We start from the raw sequence: 22,039 nt of genomic DNA, 5'->3' as shown, positions 1-22,039 counted from the left end.
CGTAAATCCCTTTATGCTAGTAACAAGGGTATGGTTGCCCGGTCATCCGAGCCGAGCGGTCAAAGGATGCCCAAATCCATACATAAAGGCGGAATGAAGATGATAGATTACCGAACACTCGTGACACAGCAATCCATGCATTTGTATAGCGTGTTTGGCAAGTCATTCAAAAGTGTAAATGAGCATGCGGTTGCTGGCATCAAAACGGTGGGCTTCAACCCAACGGCCTTCGCCGTGATGGAAGTTTTGTATCACAAGGGCGCGCAGCCGATCCAGCAAATTGGAGCAAAGCTGTTACTGCAAAGCGGAAATGTCACCTATGTTATCGACAAGCTGGAGAGCCGCGGTTATTTGCACCGTCACCCGTGCGACCAGGATCGCCGGATTATATATGCAGAATTAACGGACGAAGGACAACGCGTCATGGACGAAATTTACCCTGACTATACACGTCAGATTGAACGTGCTTTTAGTGGAATTAGCGAAACCGAAAGAGATCAGCTTATCGGTTTACTCAAAAAGCTGGGCCGTAGCGCTGACAACCTGTCACCCTATCACAAATAGGCTTGCCAGATCGACTCATTAACTAACTGTAAGTGGCGTTTTTCACAAAGAGTCCGCACCACGTGTAAAGTGGGGCGGACTCTCTATGTCTATGTCTATATCTATGGCTATAAACAATATAGTCATAGACTCACATATCGCTCACTTAATCATAAAATTGCTGATAACCACATTTTTAAAAATAGCTGTACTGCCATCTGCAAAAAGGGTAATTCCCTGATCATCCGAACGCGGGAAGATTAAACTGGAGTGCACCACCGCTCCATCATCTACAAAAACTTCGATACTGGTCTTATCGACTAGAATTTTCAGGTGAACGTTTTTGTGGTTTACATCAAAGGGCGCCTTGCTCTCCACATAGGCTCCACGCTGATCCGGCTGTCCGGTATACCCTCTATTGACATAAGAGTATTGGCCTTCCAAAGAAACGCCGACATCTACATGACGCTTGCCATCCTTGGATTCTCGTAGTCTCAAGCCTGCATTTTTAATCGTTGACCATGAAATATCAGCCTCTAGCTGATAAGCTTCTGCCTTCACCGGAAGCGTGTGCGTACCATTAACCTTGATCTGTTCAAATGACTTCGTTGAAGCTGGTAATTGCTTCAAAGCTTCGACCGGTTGTGAAACCAAGCGATACCCAAGCCCATCTACATGCTTCAGTCGAATTTGACGAACAACGGAGTCCATCCCATTAAAGCCTTCTTTTAGAGTAGGCGTGTTGTTGGCATAATCCCAATTGTTCATCCAGGCCAGTGCATAACGGTGGCTGTATTTATCGCTGCCTTTTCCTTCCTCGAAAGTCACCGCCCCATACCAATCAAAGCCGTAATCCAGCCACTCAGGCTTACTATGGTCCGGGGAAAAATGGTTACCATCGAAATTTCCCGTCCAGTAGGCATATGTGTTAGGCTCACCTGTTGATTTCCCGTTTGCGCTTGCGCCGAGAATCCACTTATAGGTTCCATCGTCCGCTCGCATTCGGTAGAGGTCGGGACACTCCACAAGTCCGATATTTCCGGTGCTAAAGCCACTCATATAACGCCATTTCTTTAAGTTGTCAGACTCATAAAAACCAATCTTCGTACCTTCCGCCATGACCATGATCCATTTATCGCTGTGCATATCCCGTATGATTTTCGGGTCTCTGAAATCCCGGGTACCCGGATTCTTCATCACAGGAGTGTCACCATAAGAAGTAAATGTCTTACCGTTGTCGTTGCTATACCACAAAAATTGCTCTTGCTTCCCTTCATTTGCGGAAGGCTGCGTCACAATAGCTACCAGAGCACCTTTCCCAAACCCTGCGCTGTTGTTATCATCAATTACAACCGAGCCAGACCACGGGTCACCATTCGGATTGGTATATTTGGGAATCGACACGCCCTCATCCTTCCAATGAACCAAATCAGTTGAGGTGGCATGCCGCCATTCTGTACCATTTTTCTCGGGATAATCTCGATTATATAAATAGTAATAATGGTATTTCCCATCCATATAAATGGGCCGCTGCGGATCATTTTTCCACTTATCCGGAACGGTAAAATGATAGGCCGCCCGATAGGTCGGTGTTGTAGGAGGTATTGGAGTTTTGCTCGCATCCCGTTGATACATACTCCAACCCATAGCTATGAAGATAGTTAAGCCTGTGATGACTACAATGGATCGTATCCAAATGCTCTTGGGAGTTATTTTTTTCATGATGACGATCCTCCTTACCTCTCATTGCATCTTATGTACCGTCCGATGGACGACAGATCGGCAAGCTACCAAGCTGCCGCCTTCGGACATACTGCATTACCTACTTATTTCTTTCCATACTCATATGGAGGTTCTTTTTTGTCATCCGTTGGATCAATCGTGATTTGCCCTTGCTCCAGAATACCGTTTTTCACGACAGAGGTTTTCGAGCCTTTAATATTCAGCAGGAAGCTTGGCGCGAAAGTGGATTTGTGATCCGGGAAAAGCCCTCGATTGGTCATATAGCTCGAAACGACTACGTTATTGCCTTTGCCTTGCGGGATAGCAAAATGGGCATACGTCCATGTAATATCATCACGATCCAGATCCTGATGAAGAACGAGACCGGTTCCATTCAACGGTTTGTAAGGCCCAGTCAAGGAAGTAGAAGCATAACCCAGCATGTAAATATCATCGTCACCGATTGCATCAACAGTCACCTTGGAGCCTCTCGTGCTCGTAAATAAGTACCACAAACCATTCATCTTGAACACATTCGCCCGTTCAATTTCATCCGTTACCAGATTGGAGGCAATCAAAGGGGGCATTACTTTTTTCAAAGTATAATCGTTATTCAATTCAACGATGCCCAGTGCGCCGTTGGCCAATTCAGCTCCCTTTTTCTTGGGACTTTGCAACAGATTACGGAGCTCTTCCGTGAAGAATTCGTTATTGCCACCATAATAAGCTGAGTTTTGAAGCGAATCTTCGCCCTGATAGCCTGTTTCTGTCCCTGTGTTCGCTTCAAATATAATATATTTGTGGCCTTGATCCTCGACATAGTGAGGGTCCCTAAACGTATGGTTATCCATATCTACACCGACGCTTTGCTGAACATTTTGATAGGTTTTCCCGTCTCCACCGTCATAAATCGGTTTAAGATCATCGATGCCATCCACTTTAAGTGTTTCATCATCAGGTTGAGAGAGATTAATTTGAGCCGTAGTCAAGGTTTGTTTACCGTATAGTTGGTTACTCGGCTCAAAGGGCTGTCTGCTGGTATAAAATAAACGTACTTGTCCATCAGAGGTTAAGGTAGCAGAACCGGACCATTCTTCTGACTGATTTTTCAAAATCGGATCGTTTACAAGCAATTTATCATTGTCTTTAAATACTCTGCCAGCATTTTTCCAGCCGCTCAGTGAAGTATTACCTGCTTTTTGATAGAACAGATATATAAATGTATCCTCTGCCTTTTTAGGGTCGCCTGCCAATCCAAAAACGATATTATACCCTTTGTAATTGGCTACTGTGCCATCGGCATTTTGTAACGGCCAAGAGTCCCAGACATCGAAATCAATCAGCTTGCCTGAGCTGTCGCGGCCTTTTGCAGAAGGTATATTCTTAATTGTAGATGCATCAAAGGACGGAACCTCAAATTTCTCTTTGCCTTGCTGTTTGAAAATATTCAACATGTCATGGCGTGTAATTTGGGTAAATGCATTGTCTGATTTGAGATCAGATTCATCCGTTTTTTCAGCAAAAGCCTGAATGCCCCCTCCCAATAGCAATGTGGTTGCTACAGTTAATGTGGTCGCTTTTCTGAAAAATTTGTTGATTTCCAAGTGCCTCATCTCCCTTGTTCTAATTAATCCGTCTAGATTAGAAACCAACTTTTTTAGTTGGTAGGGCCATTTTATATGGTATGACAAACGATTGATATAGACTGAAAATCCCCTTTATTTAAGGCCGAAACAGGATGCTCTCTGAATTTTATCCTCATATTTTCCTAGTAAATTTCTGAAAATTTTGCTTTATTTCATTCATATAACATTCAGAAGAATTTGTTACTTGCTTTTTTTGCATATTTAGTTTTGCTAGGTTTCTTGCTTCATTTTCATCCAAAATCATTCAAAAAAATTCATGAAAAGCTCTATTTGCAAACGAATTCAAAAAAATGGTTCTTTAGTACCCCATAATACAATTAAGAAATAAACTTTTTACTACACTTCATTAAGTCTAATCTACCATTTAATTACTTATAAAACTATTAACATATTCTAATTCTGACACTTTCGTTAAATCTGAAAAACTGAATAGTTGAAGTTGAAAAAAGACAGCCCGGCCCCTTATTTGGGTGCCCGGACTGTCTCTTTTTATGAAGATTTCGTATTCTCTTTTACGCGTGTTCTCTCTGTGGTGACTTTATGCGTTGCTCTGCTCCTTCTTCCGTACCCGGTGGGCGGTTTCGTAGCCCAAGCACGACAAACCAGCTAATCACCGCAATAACGACCATGATGATGAACAGGGAATGCAGACTGTTTTCCAGTACAAAGCGGAGCAAGCCAGCAGTCTTGTCACTCATACTTTGTGAGGCATGAGGTGCAAGCAGACCGTTAATATCCTCCTGCGTAACCCCTTGCTGTGTAAGCTGTCCGTCTGCTGTCTGGGCAGCAATGCGATAATTAAGCCATGAACCGAAGGCTGCAACACCAATGGTTTGCCCCAGTGTGCGCAGGAACGTATTCAATGCTGTAGATGCACCACGCAGTTGGAACCCGACCGAAGACTGGGCAATAATCGTAAACACAGTCATGGAGAAGCCAAAGCCCAATCCATACAATAATGTGGACAGGAACAGCAGCCAGATCGGCGCCGTTTGGCCCATCAAGGTCATCACGAAGGCCCCCAATACAATCAGGGTCAGTCCGACTAATGAGGTTCGACGCGAACCTAAAGTCAGCAAAATGCGTCCCCCAATCATGGAGCCGAACAGCCAGCCTACCGACATTGGAGCCAGCGCCAGACCGGATGAAGCGGCATCTCCGCCGTGTACGCCTTGAATCCAAAGCGGCAGGTAGCTGGTCAGGCCGATCAGCAGAGAACTGACCAGCAGTGCTGCGGCACAGGAAAAAGCGATATCCCTTATCCGAAACAGCTTGAGCGGCACCATCGGTTCCTGAGCGCGCTTTTCAATCACCAAAAACAGAGCCAGGAATAAAATAGCAACGGCAGCCAAGGCCAGCAATTCAGGAGAAACCCAGCCGATATACTGTCCGCCCAGCGCCAATACGAGCAACAGGGACGTCATTCCGATAGTAAAGGTAACGGCTCCCGGCACGTCGATGCGTGCGGTACGCTTGGCTACCTGCTCACGCAGGTAACGAGCGATGAAGAACATAGCCAGTAGTCCAAAAGGGACATTAAAGCCAAAAATCCATTCCCAGCCAAAATAAGTGACCACGTAACCGCCCAGCAAAGGCCCAATCAGGGAAGAAATCCCCCATACCGAGCTGATCATTCCCTGAACTTTGCCGCGTTCCTCCATTTTGTATATATCTCCGATAATGGTAAAGGTAACGGGAATCACGCCGCCCGCTCCAATCCCTTGAATAGCCCGGTACAAAATAAGCTGCTCCATACTACCAGCCAGCATACAAAGCAAAGAACCGAGTACAAACAATGAACAGCCGATCAGAAAAATCGGTTTGCGGCCAAATAAATCGCTAAGCTTGCCGAAAATAGGTGTGGTTACAGCCATCGTCAGCAAATAGGCCGTAAAAATCCAGCTGAGCAAATTCACACTGCCCAGTTCACTAACAATAGTCGGTCCGGCAGGACCGATGACGGTTCCCTCAATCGCGGCCAGAAAGGTGGCCAACAGGACACCAGTCAGCACGAGTCCGCGCTTCATGGGTTTATCTTTTCCCAAGCAAATCACAAATCCTTTCCTTGTGTAAACCGTGTTGCACCTGTACAATCCGACTGCACAGGATTGGTATTACCCGCACTGCATCATCATAAACAGGCGGCCTATATAGGCCGCCTGTTTATACGATGTATAAATATTATTGTCTACATATACTTACATTTTGTCAACTGTGATCGTATGATAAATCCGGGCACTCTCCGCTTCCTTGATCTTCCCCTTTTCCATGCACAGAATATGGTTGGAAAAGCTTTCAGCGAACTGCATATCGTGGGTGATGACCAGGAAGGCTGCTCCCTGGTTCGCTTGTTCAGCGCACATGCGAAGCAGGATATTCGCTCCTTCATAATCCGTTCCGGCCGTAGGCTCATCCAAAATGTAAAGCTTTTTGGACAGGATGAACTGCGCAGCTACGCTTAAGATCCTTTTTTCACCGCCACTCAGCAGGTACGGAGAGGAATCCAGCCTGTGATCCAATCGGGCGGCTGTCAGCAATCGCTGCGCCCGTTCCTCATACGCAGCAGGAATCGGCTCGCCAGCCCGTAATCCAAGCTTGACGCGGACGCTGTACAAGCATTCGTCCCACACCGTTGCCGCCGCAAACTGATGCTCCGGCTGCTGGAATACATAACCGATCCCGGCGGCCAGTTGGTGGATCGGCAGCTTCGCCATATCCTGGCCCTCCCACCACATGCACCCCTTGGGTGCAGGCAGGAGGCCCATCAGCAGCTTGCCGAGCGTTGTTTTGCCGGAGCCGTTCTCGCCCAGCAGCACGGCTCGTTCGCCGGGCGCAAGGGCAAGGCTCACGCCTGCCAGCGCTGCCCGGCCACTGCCGGGATAGGTGAAGGCCAGCCCCTTCACCTCCAACAACGGCAGGCCGGGCTTCGCCCCCGGCCCTTGGGGCACGCCTCCCCTCCCTGCGGGAGAGGGCAGCAGCCCCAAGGCGGCCAGCTGCGCGCCATGCTCGCGCAGCAGCTTTTCGGGCGGGCCTTGCAGTTGCACAGCCCCGCCCTCCAGCACGATGACGCGCTGCGCTGCTCGCGCGGCATCGTCCATGCGGCCGGACACGGTGACCACTGTCCGGCCTGCGGCATGGAGCCGCCGGCATAGCAAGGCGAAGTCGCGTCCAGCCGACGGGTCCAGTTGCGCCGCTGCGTCGTCGAACACGACGAGCGGCGCTTCCAGCGCCAGCACCGCAGCGATAGCGGTGCGTTGGCGCTGGCCACCCGAGAGGCGACGCACGAAGGAGCCTCGCTCGGGGGCCAGGCCGACGGCCTCCAGCGCAGCCGTCAGACGCTGCGCTATTTCCGCCGGAGGCACGCGCAGGTTCTCCGGCCCGAAGGCAATCTCGTCTTCGACGATTCCCTGCACCAGTTGGGCATCCGGGTCCTGAAGCACGACGCCGACGGTAGAGGCGACAGCCGCCAGGTCCGCCGTGTCCGGGTCCATCCCGTATACGGTTAGCCCTCCAGTCCGTTTACCTTCACCCGAACGGGACAATCCTCCATGGAGAAGCTGGCACAGCGTAGACTTTCCACTTCCGCTGGCCCCGACAATCGCAACATGCTCACCCACCGCAATGTCCAGCGTCAAGCCCTGTAACGCTGGCTCCTTTTGTTCATCATACCAATAGCCAAAATCCTTCATGGAAACAGCTATTTTATATTCAGGTCTATCCTCAATTCTCTCATCCATCGGCGGTATTCCCTCGTTCTTTGTTCTGTATGTTCGCGAAAACCAGCCAGCTCTATCTCGCTTCTAAAGAACATTACGCACGTGATGCGCGTCCCAACTCAAATCGTTTTAACAGTCCTGTTCGATTCAACGCATCGCCCAATACCTTGGTCAGCAGACCACACAGTACAATGCCGCTCAGGATGCGCACGACCAGTGTAATCGTCAGTACCTTCCAGCCCCAATGCATATAGCCGAACATATTGGCTGCCACGATAAACCACAGCGGAACCATAGCCCCGCCTGCCAGCATCAACGAAACGGCATTCCAGCGTCGATAGCGCAGTAAAGCAAATACCAGTTCAGCCACAACCATATAGCAGACCGCAGCCGCAATAATGGAAGCAATTCCGTAGACTGAGCCCATAAAGGACTGCACCACTGCACCGAATGAATAAGCAATGACCGCCGTACCCGGCTTACGAATAATATAATAGGCCAGCAAACCATATATCATGTACAGCCCGACAATGGCGGAAGTGGCGATGGGCCCCCCCAGACTGTTTAATGTTTTGTTAATCATCGACAAATAAACAGTCATGACTCCATTCAACGTTGCCAGCATCGCCATCAGTACAATATCCAGCGTCGTAAACCTTGCAAACATACGAGATTCCTTCATATGTAATTCCCTATCTCCTCTCCAAATATAAATGACCACTTTCTAAATGTATTCACACACGTCCTTATTGTCAACCATAATTTATTATATAGGTTGACAATAAGATCAAAAAAAGAGGCTGCTCCTTATAAGCTCCACCATAAAACAGCAGTACCTAATACAGCAACCACAGCACATACATAGCCGGAACGACGACGATCCAGCATGCGAAGATAAGTCCGGTCTGCATATGCTCCAAAGCCTTTGCCCTCCATCGCCAGCGCCGTCTGCTGAACCCGCCTCACGGCATTCACCAGCACAGCAGCCACATATCCGCCCCACCATGTTAGCTGGTTCCGCAGCCCTCGCGGCGGTTCCTGTCCACGTACACGCCGTGCCGCCATTATGGTACGTCCTTCCTCTTCCAATAAGGGAAGAAACGTTAGCGCCACCGAAATACCGAACGCAAACCGATAAGGAACACGCAAACGCAAATTCAAAGCCTGTACAAAATCTCTGGGATCGGTTGTCGACAGATAAATATACGAGGCCAAAAACAGCACAAAAATGCGCAGCGTCAATGCCCCTGCGATATCCAGCCCTTCCGCTGTAATCCAAATGGGTCCCCAGGCGGCCACTATATGTCCTTCCCGAATCGCCAGAATAGACAATATAAAATACGGAATGCCCAGACCGATCAGAAATGACATAGCCCGAAGCTGGCGTGCCAAGGTTAAGCCTGCCCCAAACCAAGCCGCAGCAATCAGTACAACCAGCAGCGCAGCTTCATGCAGTGTTGAATCCCAGGCCATCGACAGCAGGCTAAAGCATCCCACCAGGATCAACTTACTTAATGGCCCCAGCCTGTGCAGCGGCGACGACCCTCCGTTATACTGAAACAGCATTTCGCTTCGCCTCCAGTCTGAGCCATTCTTCATGCAGCAAGGAGTACATCAGCATATCCTTAAAGCCTGTAGACGTATGCTGCACTTGCCGTAGCAGCCCTTCCTGCGTCCAGCCCATAGAGGACAACAGAGCTTGCGATCCCGTATTTCGCGGGTCCACCAGCGCTTCCATCCGATTCAGCCGAATCGTGCCATACCCGAAAGACAGGATCAGCCGTAGCGCCTCCGACATATAGCCCTTTCTCCAATAGGACTTAGCCAGCTCGTAGCCGATTTCAGCTTTATAAGCTCCCTTGGTCTGCCAATAATTAAAGCCACAGCTACCGATCAGCTTCCCGTTCTCCTTCAGCTCTATACCCCAGCGCAGCGCATCCTCCGTCTTTGCCAGCTCGTTCAGCAGCTCGATCATATCCTCCGCATCCTCACGCCCAGACATCCCCGTAAGGTTCATATAACGGTGAACCTCCGGGTCAGACCAGCAGGCAAACATCGTAGCCGCATCCCCGGTTTCCATCTTTCGCAGCCGAAGACGCGGGCTTTCCAGCGGTGGTATATGCCCCTTACATGCATATGCACACATGTTCAATCATCCTTCCAGTATCAAAGTGACAATAAATATACGCTACATTTAAGCATACCCCTCCAACAAACACAACCTCACCTTTTTTATAGATAAAGAAAAACACCAGCCTCACCGCAACAATACTATACGTCCCCTGCGCTCACAACCGTACAAATTAAAACCGAGTTTATGGGGAGCACCGCAGTACAAACCTTAATTGAAAAAATAGATGGTGTACGCATCATTTCCAAGAAGGTCCTTATTCCGACCCAATTGAGAATAGGAGAAAGCTGTGCTCCTCGGGTGAACTGTAGAGTAAGGAGGTCGCCGAAAGGTTACAGATGCATTTTCCTCTTGACTGAATATATACAATCGTTATATCTTAAATTAATTAACCAATGGTAAAAGTAGCTTGCAGAATACCCTTTTTCTGCCGATATATACAACAGATAATGGTAAAAATTCACTGATAGGAGCGTGGACTACATGTTTCAGGCTATCCCTTACGAAGGCACACGTCACGAACAATTTGAATCAGTTCTCGGGCAACTCCGGGCACTCATTCATGATGAACCCAATACCATTGCAAACCTGGCGAACGCTTCTGCGTTGCTTGGTCATTTTCTGCCGGATATTAACTGGAGCGGCTTCTATCTCTATGATGGAACCGAGCTTGTACTCGGTCCATTTCAGGGCCAGCCCGCGTGTATAAGGATTCCGCTGGGACGAGGTGTATGCGGTACAGCCGCAGTAGAGCGACGGACCCTTGTCGTAGAAGATGTCCATGCGTTCCCGGGCCATATCGCCTGTGATGCGGCTTCCAACAGCGAAATCGTCATCCCCCTCATCAAGAACGGGGAACTGCTGGGAGTGCTGGACATTGACAGCCCGCTAAAAGCCCGCTTTGACCACGAAGATCGTGTATTCCTAGAGGAATTTACGGCTATTCTGGTGTCCAGCCTGTAACCAAAATTGTGAATAGATCTTATCTTCCTTCGCCACAATATATGAGGGTCTTACAACCTAAAACTATCCGGCGAAGGAGATTGATAATTCATGTACAACAACATGGCTCCACAACAACAACTTCATCAATGTGAACAAATTATGCAGCAATTGGTACAACAAACACAGCAAGGAACAGCTATGTATCAGCAGTTGCTGCAACAGGAGCAACAAAATGCATCCAGTCTTGAAGGCCTGGTGCAACGTGAACGTAATGCGGCTCAAATGATCCAAACCGCAATCCAGAACCACCAACAAGCTGTGCAGCAATGCCAACAAGTCATTCAATTATGTAGTCAGTTGGAAAACACCATCCGCTCCAGCAGCCAAATGACTCAACCCGGATTTGGCGATAACTACGCCTCCCGCAGTATGCAACCGTCCTCCTATGGTATGGGAAGCCACATGAATCAAAGCTTTCCGCAACACATGGGTACGACTGGGCAGCATTATGCAGCAGGCAGCGGTAACATGCAACACTACGGAAACAACAGCCAGCAAGGCATGAGAGCGACACACAGCAGCATGTAAAACTGCCTATACACGAAAGGGATGAACAGCAAGCCTTTAAATTAGCTTGTTGTTCATCCCTTTTTATACTTCTTCACTGCTATGCTTCAATCCCTTATTCATAACTTCTGCCAACTGCCGATGAATTTGATCCGCCTCTGCCTGAGAATCCGTCGGTCAACACTTGCGTTAGAATCACAGATTCCCCCTCGGGGGAATCTATGCCTAAAAGAGTTCACACAAAATTATTGACAGACCCGAAATATATAGTGTCCTGCTCCCTTCAAATAGCCGTTTGCTTTTTAAGCAATCGGCTTTACCTTTGCATCAAATACTTGGTTAAGAGAAGCTTTTTCCCATAACCACATGATCATAATAAGCGATCTTCTGAATGATTTTCTCCAAATTGCTCTGAGTTTGCGCCATATGCTCTTCTACCTTTTTCTTATGAGCTACGAGGAGATCTCTTCTTTCATGTATGGTGGCTTCGCCTTTTGCATTAAGCTCAAGGTATGTCTTAATCTCTTCAATCGTCATCCCTGTATCTTTCATAGCCATAACAAACCTTAACCAGTCCATTTGTTTTTCCGTATATACTCTTCTTCCACCCTCATCTCGCCCCACTTCAGGTAATATCCCCTCTTTTTCATAATAACGAAGTGTAGATGCGGGCAGTCCGCTCTTGATTTGAACTTCTCTGATGGAGTACATGGCCATTCCCCTCCTCGTTGTTGTTGTACTTCTTAAAGTCAGCTTTAACTATAAGTATAAGTTTTCAGAGGAAAGAGTGCAAAATAAAGAGAACTATACTAAAAAAGAGCGAGTGACCCACGAAGGTTTCTCGCCCCGGAGTCGATTGCTTTAAGCCGGTGGCTTTTTGACTCGCCTATAAAATGTCCTGTTGTATTGATTAATCAACTCATCCAAAATCATAGATTGATTGAGTACAAGTGCATGTTCTAATCCGTATTTTGCTTGCAGATCGTAGAGCTTTTGTCTTGCGTTCTCTAATCTTAGTTTCAAAAGTTCTTTTTCTTCCATCCTTTCCCCTCCTTATTTAACCTTAGTTTGGAATATTATGACTATATTTGACGAAAGTTTAATTTAGAAATTTTGTTTATTCATAACGAAAAAAACCAGCTCAGAGAGCTGGTCTAGGGAAATTGAATTCTTGATTTGAAAGACGCCCTGAGCTAAGCACCTCCAACTTGGTCGGTAGGTCGTAAACTATGGTAGTGGTTATGAGTTTGATCAGGTATAGCCACTATGAGCAAAAAGCTAGTTGCGACTACTAGAAGCACCATTTTTCTTAACATTCTCTAACCACACCTTTTCAATCAGATTTTGATACTGTGAATGTATTTCAGAGGCAAAATACATTCTGAAATGTTCAAATAGTCCCGTACAGTTTATAAAATATATTTTATTATTCAGTATATTCGCTTTTACTAAAGCATCCTTTAAGTATTTAAACCCAACAGAATACATCCCTTTATATAAATAGTAATAAGCCAATTCATATCCAAGACGCGCAAACTGCTCTGGTATCACTTGTTGAGTATACATATCAGTAGAGGATTGCTGGTGAGCAAAAGAATCAATCTCCTTTTCAAATCGTTGAAGTATATCATCCACATCTATTTGATAGCGGTTAGCTGCCATCATAATATTCAAAAGCTCTGTAACCAATTCTTTTTCGGATTTATTCGGAGGAGTACGAATATACTCCACATAATCAGAGAGCACACTTACATCTCCAGATAGAAGCTTGTTTACATAGATATTAACTTGTGCCCAATGCTGGAACAGCTTTATCCAATGCTGAGTATCCTCGTCCGTCTCTTTAACCCAGCTTAGATCAGCATACGCGTAAGTATGTTGTAATGCCTGCCTATAATCTCCCTGTGCTTCACAAACACTTGCGCATAACAAATCAGCGTAAGCGATGTATACAAACATGGGTCGGCTCGCCTTTTTGTGAAGGTCCCTTTTCTTTCGCTTATTCTGACGATGGTCTAGGGAGTATTGGATTTTGGCTTTATCCCGCATTTTTCGAACTGTCTTATCAACCTTCGCCCACTGACGCAAGGAACGATACACATTCGCCAGGTCTTTCAGCGCATCAAGCTGGTCTATTTCATCAAGCCGCTCTACGAAGGGATGAAAATGACATGCTGCCTCGAAATTTTGATTTTGGTCATCTCCGATGTTAATCGTAAACAAACGATACTGGCAAAGGGCCAGTCGTTCCGAATATTGCTTTCTCTCGCTGATCGCTACACTCTCGTAAAGAATGGCTGCCGCCGCATGTTTGCCGTCTTTGAAGAAGTCTTCTGCCACATTAAACAGCAATACGGAATACACCAGATTGTCCATTAACAAGTCGGCCATTTGCTGGATACAGTCCAGCTTGTCCAACTCGGCACAATTATACAAAAAAGGTCTGACCCTCCGCCAGTTAGGCGTGATATCCGTTAAATATTCCTGCATATATTGCTTGTAATAATGCCCTCGGGGATGTCCCATAACTGCCGTAATCCGATCCAGTTGATCGACGGAAAACGTACGATTTCCATTTACCAAGGTACTCACTGTACCTGCATTTAATCCTGCTAGTCGTCCAAGTTGGGTAATGTTCAGTCCGTTGTTCTTCATGTATGTATCAAGCTCTGCTCGAATCGTGGTTGTATGGTTCACAATAAACAACCCCTTTAGCATTCATAGAATAAAGTTACGATACTGCTCTGTGACAACAAATCCAATTACAATCTAGTGGTAGAGTCATATTCTTTCCAAAACCCATTATACCAGCTTATGGAATATTTTTGTATACTTTTCAACAGTTTACTTAATATATGCGATTGCTCCTCTAAGCCTATTCTTTTTTCTCCTCTTGATTTAGTATTATAAGGATATAAAAAAAGGAGGTTTTCATTTGAAAAGTACAGGTATGACACGTCCCTTAGATTCGTTAGGTCGTATCGTCATTCCCAAAGAGATGCGTATCTCAATGGATTTCAATATGGGTGATCCTGTTGAGATTTTTGCTGATGAGGAAACGGGTATTCTCGCCTTACGAAAATATACCGGGGTGACGTGTAAAATGTGTGGTTCGGCGGAGCAATTGACTTATTTTAGAGACAGCTTTATTTGTGGGGAGTGTATTCGTGATTTGAAGGATGGTACGGATTTCAGCCCCATCACAAGGCCGTCCAAATCGGCTTTCTCCAACGGGGAAAGACCAATGAAGCAATCCAAACGTCTGCGCCGTTCGACGCAGCAGATGATCGAAAGCCTAAAGGAATTGATGCAAAAGCAACCCAATGCAGCACAGCACGAATATGCAAAGATTCTTGAGGTTTCCCAAGCCCGTATATCCCAGCTCAAAAAAATGCTATAACTACAGCTTGCTATCCTACATATGTACACATCACAAATCCCATGCACCATTACATTTGAACTGTATTACGAAACATCATAGCTAACCGACAAAAAACAATGGATGACCGTGGCGAGAATTCCATACTAGATACAAAGAACCACCGGATGATATTATTCAGGCGAAATAACCTGCATCCGGTGGTTCTTTGTATCTAATGTTATTTAAGCTAATAAGAACGAATTCCTCCCTCGGCCTTCTATTTCATCTTTATAACCTAACATCATCCGCAATCTCGTATTGGGATACCCCATTAGCTCCCTGTATTCTCTGGTAGTCCGGTCTGGGTCTCTAATTAATAAGGAATTCAACTTAGTTATCTCTTTAATATCAAATTGCGTTTTGTGAACCATAAACCTTGATATATAATTACTTACAGGTAAATCCGACAACATATCACTACCATCCCATTGAAATAACTTAATCTGATCCTGGAATCTTTCAGTGTTCTGACCTTCTGATAAAAATCGGTAAATTAAGTCACTTTTAATCATCGAAGCGTCAGAGTTTTCTGTATAACCTTGCTCCATCAAGAATACAATTATACCCATAAAAGTATCTATAATTTGCAACGGAATGGATTCATGGGATTTCTGTGAACGAACTGATTCAATTGTATATCTTCGGTTTCTGTATACAGAATGTGCATTCATTTGCTCTTTAATTTTTGAGTATAATCTCAATACTTTATATTCATCGTTACGGTCCACCCTTATTTTTACATCAATATTATTAGGTAAGTTTAAATGGCGGGTCACCCCATAAAATAGCCTCTCAGGAATCTTTATGTATAACAATCCTCGAAGCTCAAGCATGGTTAAATTCATCTGCTGAGCAATTGAATGTGCATTCTGATTGTTAACAATAATGATATTGATATTTATGTTTTGATTGATAACATAGTTAAGCACTTTGAAGTATTTTTTTAAATACTGATCATGATTATATTCTGTAAAGTGAAGTTCACTCTGTGTATTTAGAGATGTGTAGATATCTCTGATCGCTTTGGTTATGTTAGCCATGGTGGTGTCCATTCCACCATAGGCACCATAGTATGAGAAAGCTTTTCCCGGTTGATCAATTTTGTTAGCTTCATCAAAATACAAATGAAAACTCATTTTGTATTACCGTTCCCTTCGTTGATTGTATAAGATTAATAAAGTTCAATTTGACATTTTCTTCGATACATATTATCATTAATTATATATATAATAAGATTAAGTGTAGTTTCCCCCGCTTCGTTAGCAGAGCTGACTACACTTTAGGAACGGCCCTTCTCCGCTTCGTTAGCAGAGCTGGGTTGTTTTTTATTTTAATAAGTCTTTAATACCTAGAATGCTGACGAGGTTGTGATTGAACATTTTGCATACTGTATTTTAAATCTTTTAAGCCTTCTAGGTAAATCAGCGCCTTTACAATATCCGTAGCTTCTTTAGAATTCTCTATGGTTTTGATATCAAAACCATCCAGGTTAATTTCCTCAATTAGTTCAATAACGTCCATTATTTTGGCCTTCATTTCTACATAATCCCTGTATTTATTCTCCCCCCTAGAATGCATCTCCTCATACATTTGCCTCGCCGTAGGTGAATATTTAGGAATTACGATATCCTCTATATCATTTTGTAACTTCTCAGTGGGAAAAAATACTGCCGATTTCTCCTGCTTTTCCTTAAGAACATATTCAGGATAACGTTTCTCCAAATCCCATAATGCTGATCTAAATTTCCCATTCTTCGAATTATCTGGTTCAATAAATTCTTCTAGCACTTTTTCAGTTGAAAATTTCAAATCGGAAAGACGCATGCCACTTGGATTTTCAATTAATATTTTTAGAGCTGTCTTTCTTATAACTTCAGAAGCCGGTGTTTTCATAATAACTCCCTTCAGTTTCAGTTAGTCTAAGATAACTTAGTTTTTTATGAATGTCAATTTATTTTATAAGAGTTTTAAAGAATAAGAACAACACCTTTTTCAACTTGAATACTCGCATCAAAAAGACTGTACTCCTTTCATTAGGTTTAAAAGATTAAACATTTAAGGAGATACTATTGTTATGGGAAAACAAGCAATCGAGCTGCTTCGAGCATGCATTCCTACTTTTCAGACTTTAAGCGAGCCGTATCGTCAGGATATTCTGCTGTTACTTTCAGAGAATGGCAAGATGACCGCCAACGACATTACGGAGCATCATTATTTTTTAGCCTTGGAGGATTCGATACAGTTATTGAAAAACCTGGTCACCACGCTGGAGCGGGACTGCCTTTAATAGAAGGCTGAATAGGAGGGATATGTACTTTATGGAGCAACTAACATCAGAGCAGGTCAGCCACATTTTACAGCAGCATCGCCAATTTTTCCACAGTGGGCACACCCGCAGTGTTGAGTTTCGGCTAGAGCAGTTACGTAAGCTGACCCATGCCATCCAACGTTATGAGCTACCAATTATGGCCGCCTTGTATCAGGATTTACTCAAAAACGAATTTGAAGCCTACACTACGGAAATCGGCTTTACTCTGGACAGTATTCGTTATATGACAAAGCACCTCAAGCGGTGGATGAAGCCCCAGAAGGTAAAAACACCTATTTATCATCCGCTAACCAAAAGCTATATGTACAAGGAGCCTTACGGAACGGTACTGATTGTCGGACCGTTCAACTATCCATTTCAATTGTTAATTGAGCCGCTCATTGGTGCCATCGCCGGAGGGAATGGGGGCGTTTTGAAGCCATCCAACAATACGCTGCCGTTGCCGCCGTCATCGGGAAGCTGATACATGAAACCTGCGATGAGTCTTATATCCGGGTGATTGAAGGAGAAAAGGAAGTCACATCCGCGTTGATTAACGCCCTGTTTGACTATATTTTCTTTACGGGGATAAACTCAAGTGCGTTCGGAAAATTTTCCATAAACAGGCCTTTTATCATAAAAGATTAGGGGTATAAACCATTGAAATAGTCTATATTCCTAATCTTCATTTGATTGTTAATATATTATTTTAGAAACAGTGGCAGCAAGAGACTTATTTCAATAAGCATGATGGCTCCACCGACACGATTGGCAATGGATGCAAAGGGCATCATTTCCATTCTGTTGGAAGTGGAAAGGACAGCTATCGCACCTGTACCTCCAAGGTTACATACATTTAAGCCAACTCCGATACCGCTATCAATCGGATAAAGCTTGAACAATCTTCCCACAATAACGGATCCGATCAGTGAGCCTAAAACACCCATAAAAATGATCACTAGATTGGAAATCGTAAAGTATTCTCCGCACTTGGATAGATCAAGCGAGGCAATACCGATCCCTGTAATCAAAAACGGCAAGAAATTCTTGATCATGAAACCGCTCCAATAGTTACTGGCATCACATACTTCGTTATCCAAAAATCCAGTCGCTTTGATAATAATGACCAGGATAGCTGCCCATGCGATTTGATTAAGCTGAGGAACAATACCGTTCAGAATACTGCCGGCTACCATAAATACAACCGAGATCAGCAAACCCATACCCAATTTTTTATAATCGTCAGAGGAAGCGGGACGTTTCTCTTCTTTTTCACCCAAATTGGCGTCGTCATTCATCAGCAGGTTGCCATTACCGGTTAACGATGGCTTGGCATTCCCCAGCTTATTCAGCAGGCCGGCAAATACAACGGCAATGACATTGGCAACATTAATATAGACTAGAAAAGGACCCGAATAGGTTCCAGCATCTTGACCAAAAAAGGAACTATACATTGCAGGTACGGTTGCAATTGCTCCGGATGATCCACCTGCAAAGTTAGGAAGACCTACCATGAATATACCATCTAATAGTGAGGTTCCTGTAATAACTGATCCCAAGTAGAGGAACACGAAGGCAAAAATATGTGTAGCAATAATACAAGGTAACAGCCTAATGGTTACGGTTAACAATGTCTTGCGGTTCATACACAAGATCGAGCCAATAAGAATGGCCGCAATAAAGAGATTCGGAAATCCCTGTCCCGAACCCATCAAGCCTTTAATACTTGTCTGTAGATTAGCTGGTACCAGGTGAAAATATACTAACGCTGATCCGGCAAACAACGGTAGCAGTATGGGACCTCCAAACCAGGTATTAAAGATAGGAATGATAGAGCCTACCCATGTAAAAATCCCCCCCATGACGAGCAAGAAGGCAAACGTCCCCACAAAGTCGTTGGTGATAAGCCCTGTATAGGTGGCCACTAATACGATCGCAGCAAATGGAATAAAGTATTTTAGTGGAAATCCGGCTATTTTAATTTGTTTGTTCATGAGTATCTCCTAAATGTTTGTTAACTACGTGTTTTTTTTCACATATAATATCCCCAGATATCATTGAAACAAGCAGCTTCAATAATATCTGGTTCCCTGGTTATCCGTATCAAACCTATTGAGTGACTGGATTCGTAATGACACCTGCCAATGCAGAGGTTGCAGCAACGGCTGGTGATGAAAGATAAATCAATGATTTTTTGGTTCCCATTCTACCAATAAAGTTACGATTATTCGTTCCCAGTACGACTTCACCATCGCTTAGCAATCCATAGGGTTGTCCACAACACAAGCCACAGCATGGATGGGACACCATTCCCCCCGCATCAATAAAGGTTTTAATATACCCTAAGCGCATAGACTCTTTAAACACATGGTTGGTAGCTGGAATAATCACGAGCTTCAGATATTTAGCAATCTTCTTCCCCTTCAAAATCTCTGCGGCGACGGCCATATCCTCAATGCTGCCATTCGTACAGGAGCCGATGTAAACCTCATTCAGCTTGGTACCTTCTACTGCTGAGATGCCATGGACATTATCCACACCCTGCGGACAGGATAGCTGTGGCTCAAGTTCGCTTACATTATAATGAAGCACTTTTTCATACTGAGCATCTTCATCGATTTTAAGCCATGAAATTTCATGATAATCCATATCATAGTAGTCAGCCGTTTTTTCATCCACTTCAAACAATCCGCATTTAGCGCCTGCTTCCAAAGACATATTGGCGATTGTGAAGCGTTGGTTCATACTCATACTTTTTACGGCTGATCCGGTAAATTCGAGAGATTTATACTGACCCCCGTCTGATTTGATATCCCCGAGGATTCTCAAGATAATATCTTTGGCGCTGACGCCATTTTTGAACTCACCATCAATAACAATTTTTATAGCGGATGGAACCTTAAGCCAGATTTCACCTGTTGCAAGTGCCGCCGCCATTTCGGTGTGACCAATACCCGTGCAAAAGCAAGCAGCTCCACCATAAGTAGTCGTGTGACTATCTGTGGCAACTACGACATTACCAGGTTTGGCATAGCGAAGCTCATGCATCAGAGAGTGACTGATCCCTTCCCCTTTATGAAGGTTTTGGATATTCAGCTTTTCAGAAAGCTCGATCCCGTCTCTAAAGTGCTCTGGATCTGTAGCAGCCTGATTGGTTGGCATCAAGTGATCCAGCACAATGACTGCCTTTTCCGGATGTAAAGCCTTCGTAACCCCCATATCCTTTAAGGCTCGTTTTAGGAATGATGTATAAATATCATGAATCATATATCGATCCGGGTAGGCTATAACAATATCGCCTGGCTTGATATTCTTTTCGCCCGTATTGTGTATCAATAGTTTTTCGGCTAATGTGGATCCCATCTGAGTATTCTTCCTTCCCTACTTGCTGTTTTGGATTCTTTTGATTGTATTTTTGACCAGACCGCCATCCTGAATAATAGCGAACAAATTATCAGGCAATTTTGAAATTTCAAACCCTTTGCCATTGACGGTTACCTTTTGGTTAACTTCGACCGTCAGGATATCGCCTTCCTCACAGCTTTCAGGAATTTCTTCGCTTTCAATCAACAACATGCCGTTATTAATGGCATTTCTAAAGAAAATTCTCGCAAATGATTTTGCGACAATACACTCCACACCATGTACATTGATGGCCTCAGCCGCCATTTCTCTGGAAGAACCACAGCCAAAATTTTTCCCAGCAACCAAAATATCACCCGGCTTAACCTCTGATGCAAATTCCGGACGGAGTGTCTCCAAACAGTGTGAACCCATTTCTTTTTTATCCAAAATAACACCATGGCGACCCGCGATAATCGTATCTGTATCTACATCGTCCGGTAGCTTCCACACTTTCCCGCTAAATTTCTTTTCCATATATAGTTCTCCTTTTTATTTAGTCGTTTCGCATACATATCCTGTTAGAGCCGCAGCGGCAACCGTGGCGGACGATGCCAAAAAGACGTTAGAATCCTTGGTTCCATTACATCCGGCGAAGTTCCAGCAACTGGCCGACAGCATATTTTCTCCACTACCCACAACACCCTTCGATGTGGTCAAACAACTTGCACACCCAGGATTAATAATCTGCGCACCACTATCAATAAACGTTTCCAAGAGTCCTTCTTCCATTGCCTTTAAGTAAACTTCGTTAGTCTCCGGGCTAATGGTGAGGCGTGTATAGGTAGCTACCTTTTTGTCTTTTAGAATTTCAGCAGCTTGTCTCAGGTCCTCAATACTTCCGCCCGTACATCCCCCGATAAAGCATGCCGCAACAGGTGTATCCTTGAGCGCTTTAACGGATTGGGTTTGATGAATGGAGCCTGGCAAGGCTACAACAGGTTTAACTGTGCTTAAATCATACACATCCGTTGTATGAATACCTTGCGAATTAATCTGAACAAATGCGCTGACTGCACCTGATCTTGCTGCCAGCAAGCAAAGGTCGGTTTTTTGCTTGGCGCATAAGGATTGAACACCTTCACCAACAAATTCAATCACTTTCCCAGCATATTTTCCCTTGGTGCCTTCGTCCAGAAACGTCAGCATAAAGTCTTTCATGGTAGAGTCCGGGGAAAGTGAACCCTTGAGCTCGACATAGACCGTCTCTGGAACGGTCAGAGTCAGTTCACCCTTAACGCAAACATCAATGATTTGTTCAGACTCAACATGCAGGCCCAAAGCGCCTTTTGAACCAAAAATACTGTTATGCATACCAGTTGAAACAACTACATTTCCTTCTTTGACGTACTTGTTAAGCAGGATGTGGTAACCAATTCCTTCAGCCTGTACAAATTCAATATCATGTTCCCGTGCAAAATGTATAAGCTTCTTTTGAATCTCAGCCGAAGTAAAGCTACCTGCTGGAATATCGTAATTCAGAATAACAATGAGCTGGTCTTTGTTGGCTAATGTTTTGATTTCACTCAATGCATTCACAAGTTCAAGATCCAAACTATCGTTCAAAACAATATAGTCGGGCTTAATCGTCACTCCATTTCCTACCGATGCTGACAATACATGTTCAATCATTGTCAT

General features: G+C 44.7%; 21 protein-coding genes and 2 pseudogenes. 7 read left to right on the top strand and 16 right to left on the bottom strand.

The window, feature by feature from the left end:
* Positions 1 to 99: 99 nt before the first annotated feature.
* A complete protein-coding gene (locus tag HPL003_RS11220; RefSeq protein ID WP_014279758.1) occupies positions 100 to 564 on the top strand; it encodes a MarR family winged helix-turn-helix transcriptional regulator in 465 nt (154 codons plus the stop codon).
* A gap of 141 nt (positions 565 to 705) precedes the next feature.
* On the opposite strand, the gene HPL003_RS11215 is transcribed toward HPL003_RS11220, so the two are convergent.
* From HPL003_RS11215 to HPL003_RS11185, 7 genes are all read right to left on the bottom strand, one after another.
* Entirely contained in the window at positions 706 to 2,265 is a 1,560-nt protein-coding gene (locus tag HPL003_RS11215) for a glycoside hydrolase family 32 protein (protein ID WP_014279757.1), read from the bottom strand.
* 104 nt (positions 2,266 to 2,369) lie between these two features.
* Positions 2,370 to 3,869 carry a glycoside hydrolase family 68 protein gene (locus tag HPL003_RS11210; RefSeq protein ID WP_014279756.1) on the bottom strand — a complete coding sequence of 500 codons (1,500 nt, stop codon included), beginning with the start codon at positions 3,867 to 3,869 and terminating at the stop codon, positions 2,370 to 2,372.
* A 554-nt stretch (positions 3,870 to 4,423) separates the two neighbouring features.
* Complete coding sequence (locus HPL003_RS11205; RefSeq protein ID WP_014279755.1) at positions 4,424 to 5,938, bottom strand: MDR family MFS transporter; 1,515 nt, start codon at positions 5,936 to 5,938, stop codon at positions 4,424 to 4,426.
* Between the two features lie 171 nt (positions 5,939 to 6,109).
* Positions 6,110 to 7,648, bottom strand: coding sequence for an ABC transporter ATP-binding protein (locus HPL003_RS30470; protein WP_014279754.1), 1,539 nt, complete (start codon positions 7,646 to 7,648; stop codon positions 6,110 to 6,112).
* Positions 7,649 to 7,721: 73 nt separating this feature from the next.
* Complete coding sequence (locus tag HPL003_RS11195) at positions 7,722 to 8,309, bottom strand: ECF transporter S component (RefSeq protein WP_014279753.1); 588 nt, start codon at positions 8,307 to 8,309, stop codon at positions 7,722 to 7,724.
* A 125-nt stretch (positions 8,310 to 8,434) separates the two neighbouring features.
* Positions 8,435 to 9,193 (bottom strand): energy-coupling factor transporter transmembrane component T family protein, encoded by a 759-nt coding sequence (locus tag HPL003_RS11190; protein ID WP_014279752.1) that lies wholly within the window; start codon positions 9,191 to 9,193, stop codon positions 8,435 to 8,437.
* Entirely contained in the window at positions 9,177 to 9,773 is a 597-nt protein-coding gene (locus tag HPL003_RS11185; RefSeq protein WP_014279751.1) for a GNAT family N-acetyltransferase, read from the bottom strand. The genes HPL003_RS11190 and HPL003_RS11185 overlap by 17 nt, the downstream gene beginning before the upstream one ends.
* Before the next feature lie 135 nt (positions 9,774 to 9,908).
* Between HPL003_RS11185 and HPL003_RS30465 the strand changes: the two are divergent.
* The 3 genes and pseudogenes from HPL003_RS30465 to HPL003_RS11175 form a co-directional block, all read left to right on the top strand.
* Positions 9,909 to 10,160: pseudogene (locus tag HPL003_RS30465) on the top strand (substrate-binding domain-containing protein); the annotation flags it as partial.
* 81 nt (positions 10,161 to 10,241) lie between these two features.
* A complete protein-coding gene (locus HPL003_RS11180) occupies positions 10,242 to 10,721 on the top strand; it encodes a GAF domain-containing protein (protein WP_014279750.1) in 480 nt (159 codons plus the stop codon).
* Between the two features lie 90 nt (positions 10,722 to 10,811).
* A complete protein-coding gene (locus HPL003_RS11175) occupies positions 10,812 to 11,291 on the top strand; it encodes a hypothetical protein (protein ID WP_043922368.1) in 480 nt (159 codons plus the stop codon).
* Between the two features lie 318 nt (positions 11,292 to 11,609).
* Here HPL003_RS11175 and HPL003_RS11170 read toward each other — a convergent pair whose 3' ends face one another.
* The 3 genes from HPL003_RS11170 to HPL003_RS11160 all read right to left on the bottom strand — a co-directional run bounded on the left by HPL003_RS11170 (position 11,610) and on the right by HPL003_RS11160 (position 13,967).
* Complete coding sequence (locus HPL003_RS11170; protein WP_014279748.1) at positions 11,610 to 11,981, bottom strand: MerR family transcriptional regulator; 372 nt, start codon at positions 11,979 to 11,981, stop codon at positions 11,610 to 11,612.
* Between the two features lie 150 nt (positions 11,982 to 12,131).
* Positions 12,132 to 12,311, bottom strand: a complete 180-nt coding sequence (locus tag HPL003_RS11165; protein WP_014279746.1) for an aspartyl-phosphate phosphatase Spo0E family protein — start codon at positions 12,309 to 12,311, stop codon at positions 12,132 to 12,134.
* 237 nt (positions 12,312 to 12,548) lie between these two features.
* Positions 12,549 to 13,967 carry a helix-turn-helix domain-containing protein gene (locus HPL003_RS11160; RefSeq protein WP_014279745.1) on the bottom strand — a complete coding sequence of 473 codons (1,419 nt, stop codon included), beginning with the start codon at positions 13,965 to 13,967 and terminating at the stop codon, positions 12,549 to 12,551.
* Positions 13,968 to 14,205: 238 nt separating this feature from the next.
* On the opposite strand from HPL003_RS11160, the gene HPL003_RS11155 reads away from it, so the two are divergent.
* Positions 14,206 to 14,670, top strand: coding sequence for an AbrB/MazE/SpoVT family DNA-binding domain-containing protein (locus HPL003_RS11155; RefSeq protein WP_014279744.1), 465 nt, complete (start codon positions 14,206 to 14,208; stop codon positions 14,668 to 14,670).
* A gap of 203 nt (positions 14,671 to 14,873) precedes the next feature.
* Here the strand turns inward: HPL003_RS11155 and HPL003_RS11150 are convergent, their stop codons facing one another.
* Together HPL003_RS11150 and HPL003_RS11145 are read right to left on the bottom strand one after the other, a co-directional pair.
* Positions 14,874 to 15,827, bottom strand: coding sequence for a DUF3800 domain-containing protein (locus tag HPL003_RS11150; RefSeq protein ID WP_014279743.1), 954 nt, complete (start codon positions 15,825 to 15,827; stop codon positions 14,874 to 14,876).
* Between the two features lie 205 nt (positions 15,828 to 16,032).
* On the bottom strand, positions 16,033 to 16,584 hold the full coding sequence (locus HPL003_RS11145) for a hypothetical protein (protein WP_014279742.1): 552 nt from the start codon (positions 16,582 to 16,584) through the stop codon (positions 16,033 to 16,035).
* A 181-nt stretch (positions 16,585 to 16,765) separates the two neighbouring features.
* Here HPL003_RS11145 and HPL003_RS11140 point away from each other — a divergent pair, with 181 nt between their 5' ends.
* On the top strand, positions 16,766 to 16,978 hold the full coding sequence (locus HPL003_RS11140) for a hypothetical protein (RefSeq protein WP_014279741.1): 213 nt from the start codon (positions 16,766 to 16,768) through the stop codon (positions 16,976 to 16,978).
* A gap of 31 nt (positions 16,979 to 17,009) precedes the next feature.
* Positions 17,010 to 17,587 (top strand): annotated as a pseudogene (locus tag HPL003_RS11135) (aldehyde dehydrogenase family protein); the annotation flags it as partial.
* A gap of 116 nt (positions 17,588 to 17,703) precedes the next feature.
* Here the strand turns inward: HPL003_RS11135 and HPL003_RS11130 are convergent.
* The 4 genes from HPL003_RS11130 to HPL003_RS11115 all read right to left on the bottom strand — a co-directional run bounded on the left by HPL003_RS11130 (position 17,704) and on the right by HPL003_RS11115 (position 22,039).
* Complete coding sequence (locus HPL003_RS11130) at positions 17,704 to 18,993, bottom strand: 2-hydroxycarboxylate transporter family protein (protein ID WP_014279739.1); 1,290 nt, start codon at positions 18,991 to 18,993, stop codon at positions 17,704 to 17,706.
* Positions 18,994 to 19,108: 115 nt separating this feature from the next.
* Positions 19,109 to 20,362, bottom strand: coding sequence for a 3-isopropylmalate dehydratase large subunit (locus HPL003_RS11125; RefSeq protein WP_014279738.1), 1,254 nt, complete (start codon positions 20,360 to 20,362; stop codon positions 19,109 to 19,111).
* An 18-nt stretch (positions 20,363 to 20,380) separates the two neighbouring features.
* The gene (locus tag HPL003_RS11120; protein ID WP_014279737.1) at positions 20,381 to 20,878 is read right to left on the bottom strand and encodes a LeuD/DmdB family oxidoreductase small subunit; all 498 of its coding nucleotides are present in this window, start codon (positions 20,876 to 20,878) and stop codon (positions 20,381 to 20,383) included.
* Positions 20,879 to 20,893: 15 nt separating this feature from the next.
* Positions 20,894 to 22,039, bottom strand: coding sequence for an aconitase family protein (locus HPL003_RS11115; RefSeq protein WP_014279736.1), 1,146 nt, complete (start codon positions 22,037 to 22,039; stop codon positions 20,894 to 20,896).

It is taken from the genome of Paenibacillus terrae HPL-003 (assembly GCF_000235585.1).
GTDB lineage: Bacteria > Bacillota > Bacilli > Paenibacillales > Paenibacillaceae > Paenibacillus > Paenibacillus terrae_B.
Note: the sequence above shows the minus strand (reverse complement) of the source record. Positions and strands in the feature narration are given on the sequence as shown.

What these genes read in the sequence shown, in the direction of transcription:
- HPL003_RS11220 (WP_014279758.1), top strand. Translation starts at nt 100, where the DNA reads ATGATAGATTACCGAACACTCGTGACACAGCAATCCATGCATTTGTAT.
- HPL003_RS11215 (WP_014279757.1), bottom strand. Translation starts at nt 2,265, where the DNA reads ATGAAAAAAATAACTCCCAAGAGCATTTGGATACGATCCATTGTAGTC.
- HPL003_RS11205 (WP_014279755.1), bottom strand. Translation starts at nt 5,938, where the DNA reads ATGAAGCGCGGACTCGTGCTGACTGGTGTCCTGTTGGCCACCTTTCTG.
- HPL003_RS30470 (WP_014279754.1), bottom strand. Translation starts at nt 7,648, where the DNA reads ATGGATGAGAGAATTGAGGATAGACCTGAATATAAAATAGCTGTTTCC.
- HPL003_RS11195 (WP_014279753.1), bottom strand. Translation starts at nt 8,309, where the DNA reads ATGAAGGAATCTCGTATGTTTGCAAGGTTTACGACGCTGGATATTGTA.
- HPL003_RS11190 (WP_014279752.1), bottom strand. Translation starts at nt 9,193, where the DNA reads ATGCTGTTTCAGTATAACGGAGGGTCGTCGCCGCTGCACAGGCTGGGG.
- HPL003_RS11185 (WP_014279751.1), bottom strand. Translation starts at nt 9,773, where the DNA reads ATGTGTGCATATGCATGTAAGGGGCATATACCACCGCTGGAAAGCCCG.
- HPL003_RS11180 (WP_014279750.1), top strand. Translation starts at nt 10,242, where the DNA reads ATGTTTCAGGCTATCCCTTACGAAGGCACACGTCACGAACAATTTGAA.
- HPL003_RS11175 (WP_043922368.1), top strand. Translation starts at nt 10,812, where the DNA reads ATGTACAACAACATGGCTCCACAACAACAACTTCATCAATGTGAACAA.
- HPL003_RS11170 (WP_014279748.1), bottom strand. Translation starts at nt 11,981, where the DNA reads ATGTACTCCATCAGAGAAGTTCAAATCAAGAGCGGACTGCCCGCATCT.
- HPL003_RS11165 (WP_014279746.1), bottom strand. Translation starts at nt 12,311, where the DNA reads ATGGAAGAAAAAGAACTTTTGAAACTAAGATTAGAGAACGCAAGACAA.
- HPL003_RS11150 (WP_014279743.1), bottom strand. Translation starts at nt 15,827, where the DNA reads ATGAGTTTTCATTTGTATTTTGATGAAGCTAACAAAATTGATCAACCG.
- HPL003_RS11145 (WP_014279742.1), bottom strand. Translation starts at nt 16,584, where the DNA reads ATGAAAACACCGGCTTCTGAAGTTATAAGAAAGACAGCTCTAAAAATA.
- HPL003_RS11140 (WP_014279741.1), top strand. Translation starts at nt 16,766, where the DNA reads ATGGGAAAACAAGCAATCGAGCTGCTTCGAGCATGCATTCCTACTTTT.
- HPL003_RS11130 (WP_014279739.1), bottom strand. Translation starts at nt 18,993, where the DNA reads ATGAACAAACAAATTAAAATAGCCGGATTTCCACTAAAATACTTTATT.
- HPL003_RS11125 (WP_014279738.1), bottom strand. Translation starts at nt 20,362, where the DNA reads ATGGGATCCACATTAGCCGAAAAACTATTGATACACAATACGGGCGAA.
- HPL003_RS11120 (WP_014279737.1), bottom strand. Translation starts at nt 20,878, where the DNA reads ATGGAAAAGAAATTTAGCGGGAAAGTGTGGAAGCTACCGGACGATGTA.
- HPL003_RS11115 (WP_014279736.1), bottom strand. Translation starts at nt 22,039, where the DNA reads ATGACAATGATTGAACATGTATTGTCAGCATCGGTAGGAAATGGAGTG.